At 70.6% G+C, this 16,868-nt stretch carries 21 protein-coding genes; 15 read left to right on the top strand and 6 right to left on the bottom strand.

Annotated elements, in window-relative coordinates; genetic code table 11:
* Positions 1-14: 14 nt before the first annotated feature.
* Positions 15-1,127, bottom strand: coding sequence for an alpha/beta fold hydrolase (locus GH740_RS00895; RefSeq protein WP_153744237.1), 1,113 nt, complete (start codon positions 1,125-1,127; stop codon positions 15-17).
* 56 nt (positions 1,128-1,183) lie between these two features.
* On the opposite strand from GH740_RS00895, the gene proC reads away from it, so the two are divergent.
* Entirely contained in the window at positions 1,184-2,017 is an 834-nt protein-coding gene (proC, locus tag GH740_RS00890; RefSeq protein ID WP_153744236.1) for a pyrroline-5-carboxylate reductase, read from the top strand.
* Positions 2,018-2,020: 3 nt separating this feature from the next.
* Here proC and GH740_RS00885 read toward each other — a convergent pair whose 3' ends face one another.
* From GH740_RS00885 to GH740_RS00875, 3 genes are read right to left on the bottom strand one after another with little or no spacing between them, the layout of a single operon-like run.
* A complete protein-coding gene (locus GH740_RS00885) occupies positions 2,021-2,410 on the bottom strand; it encodes a nuclear transport factor 2 family protein (protein WP_153744235.1) in 390 nt (129 codons plus the stop codon).
* A gap of 37 nt (positions 2,411-2,447) precedes the next feature.
* Positions 2,448-3,119, bottom strand: a complete 672-nt coding sequence (locus tag GH740_RS00880) for a TrkA family potassium uptake protein (protein ID WP_153744234.1) — start codon at positions 3,117-3,119, stop codon at positions 2,448-2,450.
* Complete coding sequence (locus GH740_RS00875; RefSeq protein WP_253941188.1) at positions 3,112-4,515, bottom strand: TrkH family potassium uptake protein; 1,404 nt, start codon at positions 4,513-4,515, stop codon at positions 3,112-3,114. Before GH740_RS00875 ends, GH740_RS00880 begins: the two co-directional genes overlap by 8 nt.
* Positions 4,516-4,609: 94 nt before the next feature.
* On the opposite strand from GH740_RS00875, the gene GH740_RS00870 reads away from it, so the two are divergent.
* The 7 genes from GH740_RS00870 (at position 4,610) to GH740_RS00840 (ending at position 7,690) form a co-directional block, all read left to right on the top strand.
* The gene (locus GH740_RS00870; protein ID WP_153744232.1) at positions 4,610-5,008 is read left to right on the top strand and encodes a helix-turn-helix transcriptional regulator; all 399 of its coding nucleotides are present in this window, start codon (positions 4,610-4,612) and stop codon (positions 5,006-5,008) included.
* Between the two features lie 19 nt (positions 5,009-5,027).
* Positions 5,028-6,206 carry a glycosyltransferase family 4 protein gene (locus tag GH740_RS00865; protein ID WP_153744231.1) on the top strand — a complete coding sequence of 393 codons (1,179 nt, stop codon included), beginning with the start codon at positions 5,028-5,030 and terminating at the stop codon, positions 6,204-6,206.
* A 119-nt stretch (positions 6,207-6,325) separates the two neighbouring features.
* Entirely contained in the window at positions 6,326-6,517 is a 192-nt protein-coding gene (locus GH740_RS00860; RefSeq protein WP_153744230.1) for a helix-turn-helix domain-containing protein, read from the top strand.
* 84 nt (positions 6,518-6,601) lie between these two features.
* Complete coding sequence (locus GH740_RS00855; protein WP_003792170.1) at positions 6,602-6,700, top strand: AURKAIP1/COX24 domain-containing protein; 99 nt, start codon at positions 6,602-6,604, stop codon at positions 6,698-6,700.
* Between the two features lie 61 nt (positions 6,701-6,761).
* Entirely contained in the window at positions 6,762-7,055 is a 294-nt protein-coding gene (locus GH740_RS00850; RefSeq protein WP_153744229.1) for a rhodanese-like domain-containing protein, read from the top strand.
* 69 nt (positions 7,056-7,124) lie between these two features.
* A complete protein-coding gene (locus GH740_RS00845; RefSeq protein ID WP_367640165.1) occupies positions 7,125-7,397 on the top strand; it encodes a glutaredoxin family protein in 273 nt (90 codons plus the stop codon).
* A complete protein-coding gene (locus tag GH740_RS00840) occupies positions 7,394-7,690 on the top strand; it encodes a Dabb family protein (RefSeq protein WP_367640163.1) in 297 nt (98 codons plus the stop codon). Before GH740_RS00845 ends, GH740_RS00840 begins: the two co-directional genes overlap by 4 nt.
* 12 nt (positions 7,691-7,702) lie before the next feature.
* Here the strand turns inward: GH740_RS00840 and aspS are convergent, their stop codons facing one another.
* Positions 7,703-9,043 carry an aspartate--tRNA(Asn) ligase gene (gene aspS, locus GH740_RS00835; RefSeq protein ID WP_367640161.1) on the bottom strand — a complete coding sequence of 447 codons (1,341 nt, stop codon included), beginning with the start codon at positions 9,041-9,043 and terminating at the stop codon, positions 7,703-7,705.
* Between the two features lie 142 nt (positions 9,044-9,185).
* On the opposite strand from aspS, the gene GH740_RS00830 reads away from it, so the two are divergent.
* The 6 genes from GH740_RS00830 (at position 9,186) to ccsB (ending at position 15,541) form a co-directional block, all read left to right on the top strand.
* A complete protein-coding gene (locus tag GH740_RS00830; RefSeq protein ID WP_367640159.1) occupies positions 9,186-10,634 on the top strand; it encodes an aspartate aminotransferase family protein in 1,449 nt (482 codons plus the stop codon).
* A 203-nt stretch (positions 10,635-10,837) separates the two neighbouring features.
* On the top strand, positions 10,838-11,467 hold the full coding sequence (locus GH740_RS00825; protein WP_367640157.1) for a histidine phosphatase family protein: 630 nt from the start codon (positions 10,838-10,840) through the stop codon (positions 11,465-11,467).
* Positions 11,467-12,072 (top strand): TlpA disulfide reductase family protein, encoded by a 606-nt coding sequence (locus tag GH740_RS00820; protein ID WP_153744225.1) that lies wholly within the window; start codon positions 11,467-11,469, stop codon positions 12,070-12,072. The genes GH740_RS00825 and GH740_RS00820 overlap by 1 nt, the downstream gene beginning before the upstream one ends.
* Positions 12,069-12,812: a cytochrome c biogenesis CcdA family protein gene (locus GH740_RS00815; RefSeq protein WP_367640155.1), complete on the top strand. Its 744-nt coding sequence runs from the start codon at positions 12,069-12,071 to the stop codon at positions 12,810-12,812. The genes GH740_RS00820 and GH740_RS00815 overlap by 4 nt, the downstream gene beginning before the upstream one ends.
* A gap of 13 nt (positions 12,813-12,825) precedes the next feature.
* Complete coding sequence (locus GH740_RS00810) at positions 12,826-14,526, top strand: cytochrome c biogenesis protein ResB (protein WP_367640153.1); 1,701 nt, start codon at positions 12,826-12,828, stop codon at positions 14,524-14,526.
* A 4-nt stretch (positions 14,527-14,530) separates the two neighbouring features.
* Positions 14,531-15,541: a c-type cytochrome biogenesis protein CcsB gene (gene ccsB, locus GH740_RS00805; protein ID WP_153744224.1), complete on the top strand. Its 1,011-nt coding sequence runs from the start codon at positions 14,531-14,533 to the stop codon at positions 15,539-15,541.
* Between the two features lie 119 nt (positions 15,542-15,660).
* Here ccsB and GH740_RS00800 read toward each other — a convergent pair whose 3' ends face one another.
* Complete coding sequence (locus tag GH740_RS00800; protein ID WP_153744223.1) at positions 15,661-16,626, bottom strand: GlxA family transcriptional regulator; 966 nt, start codon at positions 16,624-16,626, stop codon at positions 15,661-15,663.
* A gap of 93 nt (positions 16,627-16,719) precedes the next feature.
* On the opposite strand from GH740_RS00800, the gene GH740_RS13825 reads away from it, so the two are divergent.
* Complete coding sequence (locus GH740_RS13825) at positions 16,720-16,866, top strand: hypothetical protein (RefSeq protein ID WP_172978237.1); 147 nt, start codon at positions 16,720-16,722, stop codon at positions 16,864-16,866.
* Positions 16,867-16,868: the final 2 nt, after the last annotated feature.

Raw genomic sequence — 16,868 nt, 5'->3', positions numbered from 1 at the left:
GCCGCGCCGCGGCGTCAGTCCTCGGACTTCAGGATGATCGTCTCGGTGGGCGGGGCGGGATCGTGCTGCGGAGCGATGTAGCCGATGGCCTGCAGCAGAGCATGGCGGAACACGCCCGGGCGCTCCAGGTGTGGCGCGTGCCCCACGCCGTCCAGTTCGAGCTCGGTGACCTCGCCGCCGGCGGCACGGTACGCGTCCAGCACGTCGCGGGTCTGGCTGACCATCGGCTGCGCGGGCGCGACATCCTCTCCGGGCCAGCCGGGGATGATCCCGGCCGTGCCGAGCTGGTTCAGGTCGAAGAACGACGCGTCCGACACTATCGCGTCAGCGGTGCCGTGCACCCAGAGGATCGGCGGCTTGACGGCGAGGTCGACGATGCCGGCGACCGAGAAGTGCCGCGGCGCCATCGTGTTCAGCACGCCGGATCTCCCGGCGGCGAATCCCGGCCAGTTCTCGCTGTCGACGCTGTCGCCCGGGTAGTTGCCCTCCGCGGTGGAGGTGCTCAGCATGGACTCGACCCAGACGTCCTCCTGCGCGGTGACGTAGTCGCCCGAGACATACGACGAGCGGAACACGCTGCGCGGCGACGTGGGCGCCTCGTCGCTGGTGTCGTGGGCGGTCAGGCGCTCCACGAAGTCGGGGTTGGCCCCGCCTCCGCCGCAGCCGGCGTCGTCCTCGGTGAGCCGGGACCCGTCCCGTCGCGTCCCGCCGAAGCCGTACGGGGAGACCGGGGCCTGCAGGGTGAGGCTGCGCACCGGATGGTCCAGCGCGTACTGCATCACGACGCCGCCGCCCATCGACCAGCCCACCAGGTGCACCGCGCCCAGGTGCAGCGCCTCGAGGGTCGCGTGCAGGTCGTCCGAGAAGTCCCGCAGTCCGCGCGTGGCGTCCACCGGCAGGCTCTCGGTGTCGCCGAATCCGCGCAGGTCGACGGCGATGGCGCGGATGTCGCCCGGCAGGTCCTGCATGATCTCCTGCCAGAACAGCGCCGAGGACACGTTGCCGTGCACGAACACCACGGTGCGCTCGTCGGGCGTGCGCGGGTCGTCGGCGCTGCGCTCGAGGATGTTCACCGCCAGCCGCGAGGTCTCCACGATGCGTGCGACGATGCCGTCGAAAACGGTCATGGGTCGGCCTCCTCAGCGCTCCTGCTCCGACTATAACCGCGCCTGCTCGCCGTAGGATGAGCCGCATGCTCCCTCCCATCGCGATCCTCGGCGCCGGCTCCATGGGCGGCGCGATCCTGCACGGCCTGGTCGGCTCGGGGAAGGCCACCGGACTCGCGGTGACGAACCGGTCGGCGGCGAAGGCCACCGCCTTCCGCCAGGTCAGCGGCGTGCGCAGTGTGTCGCTAGACGAGGAGCCGTCGGGGAACACGGATGCCGCGGCCGCGGCATCCATCGTCCTGATCGGCGTCAAGCCGGCCATGGTCCCGGATCTGCTGCGCGAGATAGCACCGGTGATCCGGCCGGGCACGATCGTGGTCAGCATCGCCGCGGGGGTGCCGATCGCCACGTTCGAGCAGATCCTCGGGGCGGGCGTCCCGGTGATCCGGTCGATGCCGAACACCCCGGCGCTGGTCGGCAAGGGCGTGACCGGGCTCGCCGCCGGCAGTGCCGCCACCGACGCGGATGTCGCGCTGGTGCGCGAGCTGTTCTCGACCGTGGGCACGGTGATCGACGTGCCGGAGGAGAAGATCGACGCGCTGTCGACGATCTCCGGCTCGGGGCCCGCCTACGTCTACCTCCTGATCGAGGAGCTCACGGCGGCCGCCGTCGGCCAGGGCTTCACTCGCGACGAGGCGCGGACGATGGTCGAGGAGACGTTCATCGGCGCGACCGCCCTCCTCGCGGCGTCCGGCGAGGACCCCGCCGAGCTGCGCCGACGCGTCACGAGCCCCAAGGGCACGACGGAGCGCGCGATCGCGGTCCTGCAGGCCGCGCACCTGGACGACGTTTTCGCCCGGGCAACGGATGCCGCGCTCGAGCGGGCGCGGGAGCTTGCCGCCGGCGCCTGAGAATCAGGACGTCGACGCCTCGTTCATCCACCACTCGGTGAATGCACGTGCGCGCCCGTCGTCGGTCAATTTGACGATCCAGAGGTTGCTGTACCGGTGCGCGGGCTCACCGTCCTCCAGGTACGTCGTCCATCCGCGCACGTAATGCCGCGGCGGCGCGGAATCCAGCAGCTCCCACTCGAAGCGATACGTGCCCGGCTCGTCGCGGCGCTCCACCCAGCCCTGCACGATAGCGTCCGCCCCGCGCCACGGCTCCCGCCACGGCGCGGTGCGGTATTCGGCGTCGTCCGTGAACAGCGCCCGGATGTCGCCCGGGTCGCTGGACGCCCACGCCCGCTCGTACCCGGCCATCCAGCGGCCGATCGCCGCATCCTGCCCCACTGTGCTATCCATGAGCCCAGCCTGCACCGGGCCTGCGACATCCGCGCCGTCAGCGTTCCAGCGACGCGAACCTCTCGATGTCGGAGTTCGTGCCGGACACGATGATGAGGTCGTGGTTGGTGACCACGGTGTCGGCCTCGGCGTAGCGGAACGGCTTGCCGGGAGTCTTCACCCCCACCACAGTGACGTTGAACTTCGTGCGCACCCCGGATTGGTTCAGGCCGATGCCGCGGATGTACTTCGGCGGGTACATCTTGGCGAGCACGAAGTCGTCGTCGAACCGGATGAAATCCAGCATCCGCCCGCTCACCAGGTGCGCGACCCGCTCGCCGGCCTCCCGCTCCGGGTACACGACGTGGTTCGCCCCCACTCGGGCGAGGATCTTGCCGTGCGACTGCGACACCGCCTTCGCCCAGATCTGCGGCACCTTCAGGTCGACGAGGTTCGCGGTGATCAGCACCGACGACTCGATCGACGAGCCGGTGGCCACAACTGCGACCTGGAAGTCCTGCGCGCCGATCTGCTTGAGGGCGTCGAGGTTGCGGGCGTCGGCCTGCACGGCGTGCGTGACGCGCTCGCTCCACTTCTGGACGAGCTCGAGGTTCTCGTCGATCGCCAGCACGTCCCGGTCCAGCCGGTCCAGTTCGCCGGCGCACGCGGCGCCGAACCGGCCGAGTCCGATCACCAGGACCGGCGCGTCGCCTCGGATCTGCTCAACCAACGATCGGCCTTTCCACCGGCAGCGAGTACAGCTGCGTGCGTGAGGTCGCGGCGACCGCCGCCGCGAGTGTCACTGTACCAACGCGGCCCATCAGCATCGTGCCCGCCATCACGTACTTGGCCGGATCGGGCATGGCTTCGGTGAGCCCCGAGGACAGGCCGACGGTCGCGAACGCGGAGATCACGTCAAACAGCACGTCGGCCACCGGCGCCTTCGTCATCTGCGCGATCGTCACCGTGGAGACGGCCACCAGGGTGGCCCCCCACGCGACGACCGACAGCGCCACCCGCTGCACATCGCTGGGGATGCGGCGGCCGAACGCCTGCACCGACGGGCGTCCCCGCGCCTCGCTCCACACCGCCAGCGCCAGCACCGCCAGCGTCGTCACCTTGATGCCTCCGGCGGTCGATGCCGAGCCGCCGCCGACGAACATCAGCATCGAGCCCACGATCAGCGACGAGCCGTGCAGGCTGCTGACGTCGACGGTGGAGAACCCGCCAGACCGGGTCATCGCGGACAGGAAGAACGACTGGTACACCGTGTCCCACGCGTCGCGGTCACCGAACGTCTTCGGGTTGTCGAACTCGAGCGCCAGGAACACCGCGGCGCCGACGACGAACAGCAGGACTGTCGTGATGATCGTCAGCTTCGCGTGCAGCGACCACTGCCGCACGTGCCAGCGGTGACGCGCAAGCGTGTAGATCACGGGGAACCCGATCGAGCCGAGGAACACTCCGATCATCATCATGGTGAGGAAGAAGTAGTCGTGCTGGAACGGCTCCAGGCCGTCCGGGTTCGGGGCGAACCCCGTGTTCGTGAACGCCATCGCCGAGTAGTACGGCGCCTCCCACAGCGCCCGCAGCGGATCCACGCCGCCCACCAGCAGCGACGGGTACATCAGCACCGCGAGGGCGGCCTCGATGATCAGCGTGGACAGCGCCACCGTGGCCAGCAGCGAGCCGACCTCGCCGAGCCGGACGGTCTGGCCCTCGTTGACGGGACCGCCGTGCATGCGCAGCGGGTTGGTGTCACCGGCGGCGATGAGCTTGGCGCGCAGGCCCAGGCGCTTGGAGATCACCAGGCCCAGGATCGACGCCAGCGTGAGCACGCCGAGGGCCCCGACGTTCACGCCGACGTAGATGACGATCCGGCCGAACGCCGACCAATGCGTGCCCATGTCCACGGTCGACAGGCCCGTGACGCACACCGTCGAGATCGCCGTGAAAAGGGCGTCGGCGAACGGTGTGCGCTGGCCGGTGGCGGATGCCGCCGGCAGCGAGAGCAGGACGGTGAACAGCGTGATGAGCACCAGGTAGACGCCGACCGCGAACCGGGCGGGGGACACCGTGGTGAGGTCGCGCAGAACCTCCCAGCTGGCACGGGGAAGGGCGAGCAGTGCGCGCACGATCGGCGTGGAGCGGCGGGTGCCGTCCGGATGTGATGACACCTGTGTCATGGTACTCAGCCGGGGGCCCGGCTAACCTAAGGGCATGGCGGACATCTTCGACGTGATCGCGGACGGCACCCGTCGCGACATCCTGCGACTTCTGCTGGACCGGTCCGCCGCCGGTCACGACGGCACCAGCGTGTCCCAGATAGTGATCGATCTGGGGGTCAGCCAGCCCACCGTCTCCAAGCACCTGAAGGTGCTGCGCGAAGCCGGGCTGGTCACCGTGCGCGAAGAGGGCCAGCACCGGTACTACCGCCTGCAGACCGGGCCGCTGGACGAGGTCGACGACTGGATCCTGCCGTTCCTGGACCAGGCCGGCGAGGACGCCGCCGTGGTGCTGCCGGAGACCGCGGCCTACGCCGCGGAAGTGGTCGGCCGGGCCGCGGCATCCGCGAAGCACGCTCTGGAGAGCGCCCTGAGGAAGCTGCCGGGGCGCTGATCCTCCGCTGCCCGACGATATGACCGATCCCGTTTCGCACGGCGAGCCCGCCGTGATGCTGCTGTGCGACTACTCGCTGCGCTATCTCGGGGGTGCGCAGACCGCGTTCCTGCGGCAGGCCCGGAGCCTGGCCGCGCAGGGGTGGACCGTGGTCGTCGTCGCCCCGGACGCCGACGTGCTCACCGGGACGGCGAACATCGTCCCGGTCGCGCCCGTCGTGCATGGCACCCTGCCGGGCCTGGAGCTGCCGCTCCTCGGGTCCGCCGCGCGCCTGGCCGACACGCTCACGGCGCTGATCGACGCGCACCACGTTGCCGCGCTCGTCGTGCACTCGGAGTTCGCGCTCGCCGCCGCCGCGCTGGCCGCCGGCGCCGACCGCGGGCTGCCGGTGCTGCATGTGGTGCACACGTTCTTCTGGCGCGCCTCGCCCGCGCTGTCGCCGCTGGCCCCCGCCGTGCGCTGGTTCCACCGGGGGCTGACCGGTATCCCCGCCACGCCCCGGTACAGCGGCAGCACGCCGATCAACAACGCCCTGCGCGGGATGACGCTGCGCGTCGCCCTGCGCGCGGATGCGGTGCTCTCGCCCTCGGTCCATCAAGCGCAGGCGCTGCGCGAGGCGGGCGTGGCCGGTGCCCGCCCGTTCTCGAACGTCTCCGAGCCGCTGCAGCCCGCCCCGCCGCCGGCGCCGGAGCCGCTCACGCTCGTGTGGGCGGCCCGGTTCGCGCCGGAGAAGCGACTGGAGGTCGCCCTGGAGGCCGTGCGGATAGCGGGCGCCGCGGTCGGCCCCGGTCGGATCCGCCTGGATGTCGCCGGCGGCGCCGGGCGCGCACAGCAGGACGTCGTCTTCCACGGCCGGGTGACGGGGGACCGGGTCGCCCAGCTGATCGCCGCATCGCACGCCGTGCTGATCACGTCGCTCGGCTTCGACAATCAGCCGATGATCGCGCTGGAGGCTTTCACGCGGGGACGCCCCGCCATCGTGACCGACCCGGTGCTCGCCGAGGAGTTCGGCCGGGCGGCGCTGGCCAGCACGGCGCCGGATGCCGTGAGCCTGGCGGCCACGCTCATCCAGCTCGTGCGCGAGCCCGACCGGCTGCGCACGGCGGGTGCGGCGGCGCTCGGGTATGCCAGGGAGCGGCAGCCGGCGCGGCACGCGCAGGCGCTGCTGCAGCTGGTCGACGAGCTCGCCGCCCGGTGACCAAAACCGGTAGCATACGTCACAGGAGTCTCATGGGTTTACATGACGCGCTCTGACACCATAGAGTGTGCCTCAGCATTCTGGGGGTACCAGAACCATGCTGGGGAAGGGTGAGAGGAATGGCAGAGTTGCCCGACGTGCGATTTCTCACGGTCGCGGAGGTCGCTGAGTTGATGCGCGTCTCCAAGATGACCGTGTACCGGCTCGTGCATGCCGGTGAGCTTCCGGCGGTGCGGTTCGGACGCAGCTATCGTGTGCCGGAGTCCGCGGTGGCCGATGCCATGCATCGGCCGATCGCCGACGTCGGCTAGACTGATCCGAGGCATTTTCCTTTCATCTGCCCGTTCCCGGGCGCGGACACCCGCGTCCAGACCCCTGACATAGTGAGGTTTTCCGTGGGTTCTGTCATCAAGAAGCGCCGCAAGCGCATGGCGAAGAAGAAGCACCGTAAGCTGCTTCGCAAGACTCGCCACCAGCGCCGCAACAAGAAGTAAGCGGCCCGACACCGAGCGCCTGTCCGTGCGGACGGGCGCTTCGTGTCACTGAAGGGACAGCATGAAGTCGATCACGATCCACGAGCTGCACCGCTCCACCGGCATCCCGCTCATCGACGTGCGGGAGCCCGACGAGTACGCGGCGGGCCATGTGCCGGGTGCCGTGAGCCTGCCGATGTCGACCCTCGGCGAGCACCTCGATGCCCTCCCCGATGAACCGTTCCATGTGATCTGCCACGCCGGTGCGCGTTCGGCCCGCGTGGTCGAGGCACTCACCGCGCGCGGCTACGACGCCACGAACGTCGACGGCGGCACCGGCGAATGGGTCGCGGGCGGATACAAGATCGAGTACTGACGCAGCGGTCTGCCGCTGGGTGATCGCGCGCCGGCCGGCGGCATCCCGGGCCCCCGTAGGATGGGTTCTGTGACCACACTCACCCTCATCGGCAAGCCCGACTGCCATCTGTGCGACGTCGCCCACGGCGTCGTCGAGCAGGTCATCGCCGGCCTCCCGGAGCGGGTGGCCGAGCACGTCGACGTCGTCGAGCGGTCGATCGCCGACGACGCGGAGCTGTACGCGCAGTGGTGGGAGAAGATCCCCGTGGTCCTCATCGACGGCCGCCTGCACGCGCACTGGCGGGTCGCGCCGGATCGCCTGCACGAGGCACTCCTGGACGCGGCGGCGGTGACCCGGTGACGCTGCGGCACGTGGTCGCGTGGAAGCTCGCGGCCGAGGACGCCGGCACCCGCGCCGCACAGGCGCGCGAGATCGCCGACCGGCTGCACGCGCTCGTGGGTGTCGTGCCCACGATCGGCGCGCTGACCGCCGGACCGAACGTGATCGAGGGCAACTGGGATGTCGCCCTCGTCGTCGATTTCGCGGACGCGGCCGCGCTGGATGCCTACGCGGTGCATCCGGACCATCAGGCCGTCGTCGCCTACGTGCGCAGCGTCGTCTCCGACCGCGTCGCCGTCGACTTCCAGCTCTGAGGCCGGGGCGCCTTACGGCGCGAGGCGCGTCGGGCCGCGGAACAGGAACGTGACTTCGCGGATCGACGACTCGCCCAGTAGCAGCATCAGCACGCGGGCAAGGCCCATCCCGAACCCGCCGTGCGGGGGCACGCCGTAGCGGAAGAAGTCCAGGTAGTGCGCGAGGCCCTCGAGCTTGAGACCCTTGTCAAGCGCCTGCCGCTCGAGCACGTCGATGCGGTGCTCGCGCTGGGCGCCGGTCGTGATCTCGACGCCCTTGAACAGCAGGTCATAGCTGCGGGTGAGCCCGGTGGCCGGGTCGATCATGTGGTAGAACGGCCGGATCTCGGCGTGGTAATCGGTGATGAACACGAACTCGTGGCCGTACGCCTCGGCGACATGAGCCGAGATCTGCCGCTCGCCCTCCGGGTCGAGGTCGCCGTCCGTGCGGGGGATCTCGTAGCCGCGCTCGGCGACGATCCGGTGCGCCTCCGTCAGCGGGATGCGCGGGAACGGCAGTGTCGGGACCACCACGTCGATGCCGAACAGCTCGGCGATCTCGTCGCCGTGCTTGTCCTTCACGGCCTGGATCGCGGCGGCCAGCAGCTCCTCCTGCATCGCCGCGACATCCTCGTGCGAATCGATCCAGCTGATCTCGGCGTCCACGCTCGTGAACTCGGTCGCGTGGCGGCTCGTGAAGCTCGGGTCGGCGCGGAACACGTCGCCGATCTCGAACACCTTGCCGAAGCCGGCCGCCTGCGCCATCTGCTTGTAGTGCTGCGGGCTCTGCGCCAGGTAGGCCGTCTTGTCCTCGAAGTAGCCGAGGCTGAACAGCTCCGCGTTCGACTCGGACGGGCTCGACATGAGCTTGGGGGTGTGGATCTCGATGTAGTCGCGGTCGATCCAATACTGGCGCATCGCGTGCTCGAGGGTCGTGGACACCCGGAAGATCAGGTTGTTGCGGCGCTGGCGGAGATCCAGGAACCGCCAGTCCATCCGCTTGTCCATGCTCGAGTCGGTGGCGATCGGCGTCTCGGGGAGGGCGGCGGCGGCGACATCCAGTCCCTCGATCTTTATCTCGAGACCGCCGAGCTTGACCCGCTCGTCGTGCTTGAGCGCGCCGGTGACGGTCAGGAACGAGCCGTGCGCGAGGTTCGAGATGGTGTCGGTGAGCGCCAGGGCCGCGGCATCCTGCTCGCCGCCGTCCTCGGCCGGACGGGTCGCCGGGTTCACCAGCTGCACGGCGCCGGTCTCGTCGCGCAGGATGACGAACTGCACCTTCTTCTGGTCGCGGACGGTCTCCACCCACCCGGACACCGACACAGGGCCATCGGCACGGGCGGACAGCTGGTTCACGAGGACGCGTTCAGTCACGAGGGTCAAGTCTACGGGGCCACCCCCGCCGGCGTTTTTCCCGGTCACCTGTGGTGAGGTGGCGCGAATGGTCGGAATTCCCGTGGTGATTCCCGCCATTCGTGCCACCTCAGCGCGGCGGACCCGCCCATAGGGTGGACGCGTGGACCTTGACGACGCGGCGATCCTCGGCGAACTCGACGCTCTGCGGGCCCGCGACGCGCCCACGCACGGCGGGCGCGTGCTCTCCTATGTCTACGACGCGGGGATGCCCGAGCTCGACGAGCTCGCCGCGCAGGCGGCGCGGCGGATGCAGGCGGTCAACGGCCTGGACCCCACGACGTTCACGTCGGTGGCGGCGCTGGAGCGGGATGTCGTCGCGTTCGCCCGCGACATCCTGGGCGGGGATGAGGATGTCGCGGGCTCGGTCACCAGCGGCGGCACCGAGTCGTGCCTGCTGGCGGTGAAGACCGCCCGCGACCTGTGGCGCGCGGGCGGCGGAACCGGTGTCGCACGCATCGTGGCCCCGGTCACCGCGCACGCGGCGTTCCGGAAGGCGGCGGAGCTGTTCGATCTCGCGTTCGACGCGGTGCCGGTCTCGCCCGCGACCGGCACGCTCGACGCGGCCGCGGTCGTCGACCGGCTCGGGCCGGACGTGGCGCTGGTGGTCGTCTCGGCGCCCTCGTACCCGTTCGCCGCGATGGATCCGGTCGCGGATGTCGCCGTCGCGTGCGCGGCCGCGGGCATCGCGTGCCATGTGGACGCGTGCATCGGCGGCTGGATCCTGCCGTTCTGGCCGGACCGGGTGCCCGCGTGGGACCTCGCCGTGCCGGGCGTCACGAGCCTGTCAGCGGATCTGCACAAGTACGGCTATGCGCCGAAGGGCGTGAGCGTGCTGCTGCACCGCGGGCGGGACCGGCACCGTGCGCAGTACTTCGCGACGACCGACTGGCCCGGGTACCCGGTCGTGAATCCGACGCTGCTGGGCTCGAAGTCGGCCGGAGCGCTGGCCGCGGCGTGGGCGATCATCCGTGCGCTCGGAGCGGACGGGTTCGCGCAGCTTGCGGCGCGGGCGGCGCGCGCGACGGCGGCGCTGCGGGCGGCGGTCGCCGGGATCGAGGGGCTGCGGGTGGTCGGGGTGCCGACCGGTCCGCTGCTCGCGGTGGCGACGGACGAGTCCGTGCCACCGGAGCGTCGCGTCGACCCGCACCACTGGGCCGACCGGGTGCGCGGCGCCGGGTGGGTGCTGCAGCAGCAGCCCGGACTCACGCAGGCCGACGGCATCCGTCTTCCGCATACCACGCATCTCACCGTGACGCCGGTGACCGAGACGGTGCTCGACGAGCTCGTGGCCGCGCTCGTCGCCGCGGCCGACGCGGTGCGGGGTGTGCCGGCGGTGGATCCGGCGCAAGCGCTCGGCGCGCTGCCCGCGCAGCTGCCGGAGCGCCTGGACTCGGATGCCGCGGCCGCCGTGCTCGCGGGGATCGGCCTGGGCGCGGGCGGCGCGCTTCCGGATGCGATGGCGCCGCTGATGGCGCTGATCGAGGCGCTGCCGCATCCCGTGGCCGAGCGCCTGCTGACCGAACTCCTCGCCCGCACAATCGCCCCCTGACCCCGCCTCTCGCGAGGCAGCCCCGAACTTCGCGAGGCAGCCCCGAACTTCGCGAGGCAGCCCCGAACTTCGCGGATTTGGGGGATGCCTCGCGGATCTAAGGGATGCCTCGCGGATTTGGGGGATGCCTCGCGGGGAAGGGGCTCGGGGAGCGAGGGGCGCTCTCAGCGCCCTCTGAAGCGGGGTCACCGTACAATTGGCGGGTGCCCGCCGATCGCCTCCACCTCGTGCGCCATGGGGAGGTCCACAACCCCCGCCGCGTGCTCTACGGGCGACTCCCCGGGTACCGGCTCAGCGCCTCCGGTCGACGGATGGCGCGCGAAGCCGCCGAGTACATCCGCGGCCTGAGCCGCCCCATCGCCGCGGTGGTCTCCTCACCGCTGGAGCGCGCGCGAGAGTCCGCAGAGCCGTTCGCCGAGCTGTTCGGCATCGAACCGGTCATCGACGAGCGCGTCATCGAGCCCACGAACGTGTTCGAGGGCCGCCGCATGAAGCGCGCCCTGGTCAATCCGCTGAACTGGCGGCACCTGCGCCGCCCCGCCCTGCCGAGCTGGGGCGAGCCGTACGCCGAGGTCATCGCGCGCATGGAGGCGGCGATGCGGGATGCCTGGACCCGCACCGAGGCGGGGGACGCCGTGATCGTCTCCCACCAGCTGCCGATCTGGGTCGCCCACCTGCACATCGCCGGGCTGCCCGCCCGCCATGATCCCCGCCGCCGCCGCTGCGCGCTGTCCAGTGTGACCAGCTTCGAGCGCGACGGCGACCGCTGGGTCGAAGTGGGATATGCCGAACCCGCGACCGCCGCGGGATCCATCGATGTGGGAGCCGTGTAATGCGCAACGCCCTGAAGGTCGCATCGGCCTTCGCCGCCGCCGTGATCCTCGCCGCCTCGCTCACCGCGTGCTCCGGCGCGAACGACGACCTCGCGCAGCAGTACCGCGCCGGCAACGACAAGGGCTACATCTCGGGCGACTTCCAGTGGAAGGAGTACCCGCCCGGCGACCGGCCGGCGGCGGTGGACTTCTCCGGCACTCTCGACGACGGCGCCGCGGTCTCCAGCACCGACTACGCGGGCAAGGTCACCGTCGTCAACTTCTGGTACGCCGAATGCGCGCCGTGCCGCCAGGAGGCGCCGCTGCTGGAGAAGGCGTATCAGCAGTTCGCGGGGCAGGATGTCGCGTTCCTCGGCGTGAACACGTACAACCAGGCGGCCACGGCGCGCAGCTTCGCGACGGAGTTCGACGTCACGTACCCGAGCGTGATCGACGTCGACACGAAGGCGGTGACCGCCGCGTTCGCCAGCATCGTGCCGTTGAGCGCCACCCCCTCGACCGTCGTGCTCGGCAAGGACGGCCGGCCCACCGCCCGGATCGTCGGCGCACTGCCGGATGCCTCGATCCTGACATCCCTCATCAAGACCGCCCTGGGCGAATCGTGATCGACCTCGTCGCCGGCGGGGCGCTGTGGGTCGCCATCCCGATCGCAGTGCTGGCCGGTCTCGTCTCGTTCCTGTCCCCGTGCGTGCTCCCGCTCGTGCCCGGATACCTGGGGTTCATCGGCGGCGCGGTCGCCCCCCGTCGGGATGCCGCGGATGCCCCGGCCCGCGGCCGCCTGGTGCTGGGCGTGGTCCTGTTCATCGCCGGGTTCACCGTCGTGTTCATGGCGATGAACGTCCTCAGCGGCTCGGTCGGCCTGTTCTTCCTGCGGTACAAGGACCCGATCACCCGCATCATGGGCGCCGTGATCATCCTCCTCGGCCTCGTCTTCGTGGGCGTGTTCGGCGTCGCGCAGCGCACGTTCAAGCCGCAGGTCCGCGGCGGACTGGGCCTTGCCGGCGCACCGCTGCTGGGCCTCGCGCTCGGGGTCGGCTGGGCCCCCTGCATCGGCCCGACGCTGGCCGTCATCATGAACATGTCCCTGAACGGCGCCTCCGCGTCCCGCGGCGCCGTGCTGGGCCTCGCGTACTCGCTGGGCCTCGGCATCCCGTTCCTGCTGATAGCGCTCGGCTTCGGCTGGGCGACCCGTTCGGTGGCGTTCCTGCGCCGCCACATCCGCGCCGTCAATCTCGTCGGCGGCGCCGTGCTGATCGTCCTCGGCGTGCTCATGGTCACCGGGGTGTGGGGAGTGCTCATGGTCCAGCTGCAGGGGGTGATCGCCGGTGTCACGCCCGCGCTCTGACTCGACGGACGAGGTGACGGACGAGGCGGCGGATGCCGCGGCCGACCCGCTGCGCCCGAGCGACCACGTCGACGGCACGGCCGAGATCGTCTCGCCCCGGCTCGGGGTCGTCGGCTGGCTGCGCTGGGGCTGGCGCCAGCTGACGAGTATGCGCACGGCGCTCGTGCTGCTGCTGCTGCTGGCCATCGCCGCCGTCCCCGGCTCGATAGTGCCGCAGCGCTCGGCCGACCCCAACGGTGTCACGAAGTACTTCCAGGACAACCCGTCCATGGCGCCGGTGCTGGACAAGCTGCAGCTGTTCGACGTGTACACGTCCGCGTGGTTCTCGGCGATCTACATCCTCCTGTTCATCTCCCTGATCGGCTGCGTGATCCCGCGCGTCAAGCACCACCTGAAGGCGCTGCGCGCCCGACCGCCGCGCACCCCGGCCCGGCTGTCCCGTCTCGCCGACCACCGCTCGTCGCTCGTGGAACTGGCCCCCGGCGCGGACGGCGAGGCCGCGGCATCCCGTGCCATCGACGTCGCGACAGCGCAGCTGCGCGCCGGCGGTTACCGCGTGCAGCGGTACGACGGGCGGGGTGCGTTCTCGGTGTCCGCCGAGCGCGGCTACCTGCGCGAGACCGGCAACCTGCTGTTCCACATCGCCCTGCTCGGCGTGCTGATCGCCGTCGGCGTCGGCGGCGGCTTCACGTACACGGGCCAGCGCGTGATTGTGCAGGGCACGACGTTCGTGAACTCGGTGGGCACCGACTACTCGTCGTTCAACCCCGGCCGGTTCGTCGATCCGGATGCGCTGATCCCGTACACGATGCGGCTGGACCGCTTCGACGTCACGTACCAGACCTCCGGTCAGGCCGGCGACTTCGTCGCGCACCTGACCACGACCCTCCCCGGGCACAAGGCCGTCGACGACAGGATCCTCGTGAACCACCCGCTGTCGATAGCGGGCGAGCGCGTCTACCTGATGGGCAACGGATACGCCCCCACCGTCACGGTGCGCAACCCCGCAGGTCAGGTCGTGTTCCACGACAGCATCCCGTTCCTGCCGCAGGACAACAACATGACGTCCCTCGGCGTGATCAAGGTGCCCGACGGACTCGCGAAGCAGCTGGGCATGGTCGCGTTCTTCTACCCGACGCAGTTCGAGAACAGGTCCGGCGCCTTCACGTCCGCCTACCCGGCGCTGGTCAACCCGGTGCTGACCCTCGACGTGTACGAGGGCGATCTCGGCATCAACGACGGCATCCCGCGCTCGGTGTACGCGCTGGACACGTCCGGGATGACGCAGCTGACCGGCAGGACCACGGGAACCGCGTCGATCGAGCTGGCGCCCGGGCAGACCGCCGACCTCCCGGCGCACCTGGGCAGCATCACGTTCGACGACGCGTCGCCGCAGCCGGCCAAGGACTCCTCGCAGTCCGTGAAGCGGTTCGTCTCGCTGTCGATCCACCACGACGCGTCCGGCCCGTGGGTGCTGGGATTTGCGGCGCTGGCGCTGGTGAGCCTGATGCTGGCCCTGTTCGTCCCGCGCCGCCGGATGTGGGTGAAGGCGCGCGCCGACGGCACGGTGCTGACGCTCGAGTACGCGGGGCTGGCCCGCGGCGAGGACCCAACCCTCGGCGGGGCCGTCGACGCCCTCGCGCAGAAGCACGGCGACGCCCTCGAGGCCTCGTCCGGCGTCCAGCCGGCCGTGACGAGCCCGAGCGTAGACTGACCCCATGCCTTCGCTCGACCAGGTCTCCGTGCTGCTCGTCTGGACGGCCGTGGCCATCTACGCGCTCGCGTTCATCTTCTACACGATCGACCTCGCGCGCCGCTCCTCTCAAGCGCTGGACGCGAAGGATGCCGCCGCCGTGCGCGATCGCGAACTCGTGGCCGCGGGCGGGGGCGACGCCGTGGCCGGCGTGCGCGCGGGAGGCTCCGCGTCGCTCGTGGTCGCGCCGTCGCAGCGCGTGCGGCCGGTGTTCGCGCGCATCGGGACGTCGCTGACCTGGCTGGCGTTCCTTTTCCACATCGGCGCCGACGTGCTGCGCGGCGTCGCGGCCGGGCGGGTGCCGTGGGCGAACATGTACGAGTTCGCGCTGACCGGCACCATGCTCGTGGTCGCCGTGTTCCTCGCGGTGCTGTTCCGGTACGATCTGCGGTTCCTCGGCGCCCTGATCACGGGGCTCGTGGTGCTGCTGCTGGGCGGTTCCATCTTCGCGTTCTACGTGCAGGTGGCGCCGCTGGCCGACCCGCTGAAGTCGCCGTGGCTCGTCATCCACGTGTTCGTCGCCTCGCTCGCGACGGCGTTCTTCGCGCTGACGTTCGGGCTGTCCCTGCTGCAGCTGCTGCAGTCGCGGCATGAGCGGAAGGTGCTCACGGCCGACGGTGCGCCGGTGCGGGGCTGGGGATTCCTGCGCACGCTGCCGAGCTCGGACACGCTCGAGTCGCTGGCCTACCGGTTCGCGATCGTCGGATTCATCTTCTGGACGTTCACGCTGATCGCCGGATCCATCTGGGCGAACGACGCGTGGGGCCGGTTCTGGGGCTTCGACACGAAGGAAGTCTGGACGTTCGTGATTTGGGTGCTGTACGCCGGGTACATCCATGCCCGCGCGACGCGCGGCTGGCGCGGCACCCGGTCGGCGTGGCTGTCGATCATCGGCTTCACCGCGGTGCTGTTCAACTTCGCCGTCGTCAACGTGTTCTTCAAGGGCCTGCACGCGTACAGCGGCCTGACCAACTGACGCGTCGCCCTTCTCCCCGGGCCGTCCCCTTCGCGCGTTTGGGGCGGATGTCTGCGGTCGGGGCGGATCTGTGCGGGCGTTCGTGCAGGAATGCGGCCCAGAATCGGGGCGGCGTGCCGTCACGCCGTCACGGGCACCCGGCACGTGAACCGCGCGCGATACGCGGTCGGCGTCGTGTCGAGGACCCGCGCGAAGTTCTGCCGCAGCACCGCGGCGGAGCCGAACCCGCACTCCGCCGCGATCCGCTCCAGGCCCAGGTCGGTGGTCTCCAGCATCCGCTGCGCCTGTATCACGCGCTGACGGGTGAGCCAGGATGCCGGCGACGCGCCGAACTCGGCACGGAACCGCCGCGCGAAAGTGCGCGGCGACATGTGCGCGCGCCGCGCGAGATCGTCGACGGGCAGTTCGTCGCCTAGGTTGTCCAGTGCCCAGGCCGCGACCTCGGTGAGCGCGTCGCCCCCGGTGTCCGGCAGCGGGCGATCGATGTACTGCGCCTGCCCGCCGTCGCGCTGCGGCGGCACCACCATGCGCTTCGCGATGCGGTTCGTCAGCTCGGCACCCAGCTCGATGCGCAACAGGTGCAGGCACGCGTCGATCCCGGCCGCCGTGCCGGCGCTCGTGATGATCCGGCCGTCCTGCACGAACAGCACGTCCGGGTCGACGTCGATCAGGGGATACATCGCGGCGAGGTCCCGCGCGTACATCCAGTGCGTCGTCGCGCGGCGACCGTCCAGCACCCCGGCGGCGGCCAGGATGAACGCCCCGGTGCACACGCTCATGGTCCAGGCGCCGCGGGCGACGACATCCCGTGCCAGGTCGACGAGCCGGGGGTCGATGTGCGCCCACGACTCGCGCAGCGGTGGGCAGAAGATCACGAGGTCCGCGGTGTAGGCGAACGAGAGATCCTCGTCGACGTTGACGGAGAACCCCAGCTTCGACCGCACCGCACCGGGATCGGGGGCGACGACATGGAAATCGAAGCCCGGGATGCCGTCGTCGCGGCGATCCAGGCCGAACACCTCGCACACGACGCCGAACTCGAACGGCGCGAATCCCTCATCGATCACGCAGGCGACCGTCTTCATCCCGGCTCCCTCTCCATGGATTGGCAGAATTCGATCGAACAGTGTCCATTCTGCCACTCGTGGCTAGTTTACATCGATCGTAGTGTTTCTGCCATGATCATCGTCATCGTTCTGGGAGCCCTCGCGATCTGGGGGATCGTGGCGACCGTCGTCGAGCTCCGCCGCGACGGCTACCGGCCGGTCCCGACCGACTGGAGCCGCGTGGCCGGCGCACCCGGGCACGCTCGCGCCCGCCACTGACG

The organism is Microbacterium sp. SYP-A9085 (assembly GCF_009649635.1).
Lineage (GTDB): Bacteria > Actinomycetota > Actinomycetes > Actinomycetales > Microbacteriaceae > Microbacterium.
This window is presented reverse-complemented; position numbering and strand designations above follow the sequence as displayed.

Coding starts and splice junctions, on each gene's coding strand:
- GH740_RS00895 (WP_153744237.1), bottom strand. CDS start 1,127: ATGACCGTTTTCGACGGCATCGTCGCACGCATCGTGGAGACCTCGCGG.
- proC (WP_153744236.1), top strand. CDS start 1,184: ATGAGCCGCATGCTCCCTCCCATCGCGATCCTCGGCGCCGGCTCCATG.
- GH740_RS00885 (WP_153744235.1), bottom strand. CDS start 2,410: ATGGATAGCACAGTGGGGCAGGATGCGGCGATCGGCCGCTGGATGGCC.
- GH740_RS00870 (WP_153744232.1), top strand. CDS start 4,610: ATGGCGGACATCTTCGACGTGATCGCGGACGGCACCCGTCGCGACATC.
- GH740_RS00865 (WP_153744231.1), top strand. CDS start 5,028: ATGACCGATCCCGTTTCGCACGGCGAGCCCGCCGTGATGCTGCTGTGC.
- GH740_RS00860 (WP_153744230.1), top strand. CDS start 6,326: ATGGCAGAGTTGCCCGACGTGCGATTTCTCACGGTCGCGGAGGTCGCT.
- GH740_RS00850 (WP_153744229.1), top strand. CDS start 6,762: ATGAAGTCGATCACGATCCACGAGCTGCACCGCTCCACCGGCATCCCG.
- GH740_RS00820 (WP_153744225.1), top strand. CDS start 11,467: ATGCGCAACGCCCTGAAGGTCGCATCGGCCTTCGCCGCCGCCGTGATC.
- ccsB (WP_153744224.1), top strand. CDS start 14,531: ATGCCTTCGCTCGACCAGGTCTCCGTGCTGCTCGTCTGGACGGCCGTG.
- GH740_RS00800 (WP_153744223.1), bottom strand. CDS start 16,626: ATGAAGACGGTCGCCTGCGTGATCGATGAGGGATTCGCGCCGTTCGAG.
- GH740_RS13825 (WP_172978237.1), top strand. CDS start 16,720: ATGATCATCGTCATCGTTCTGGGAGCCCTCGCGATCTGGGGGATCGTG.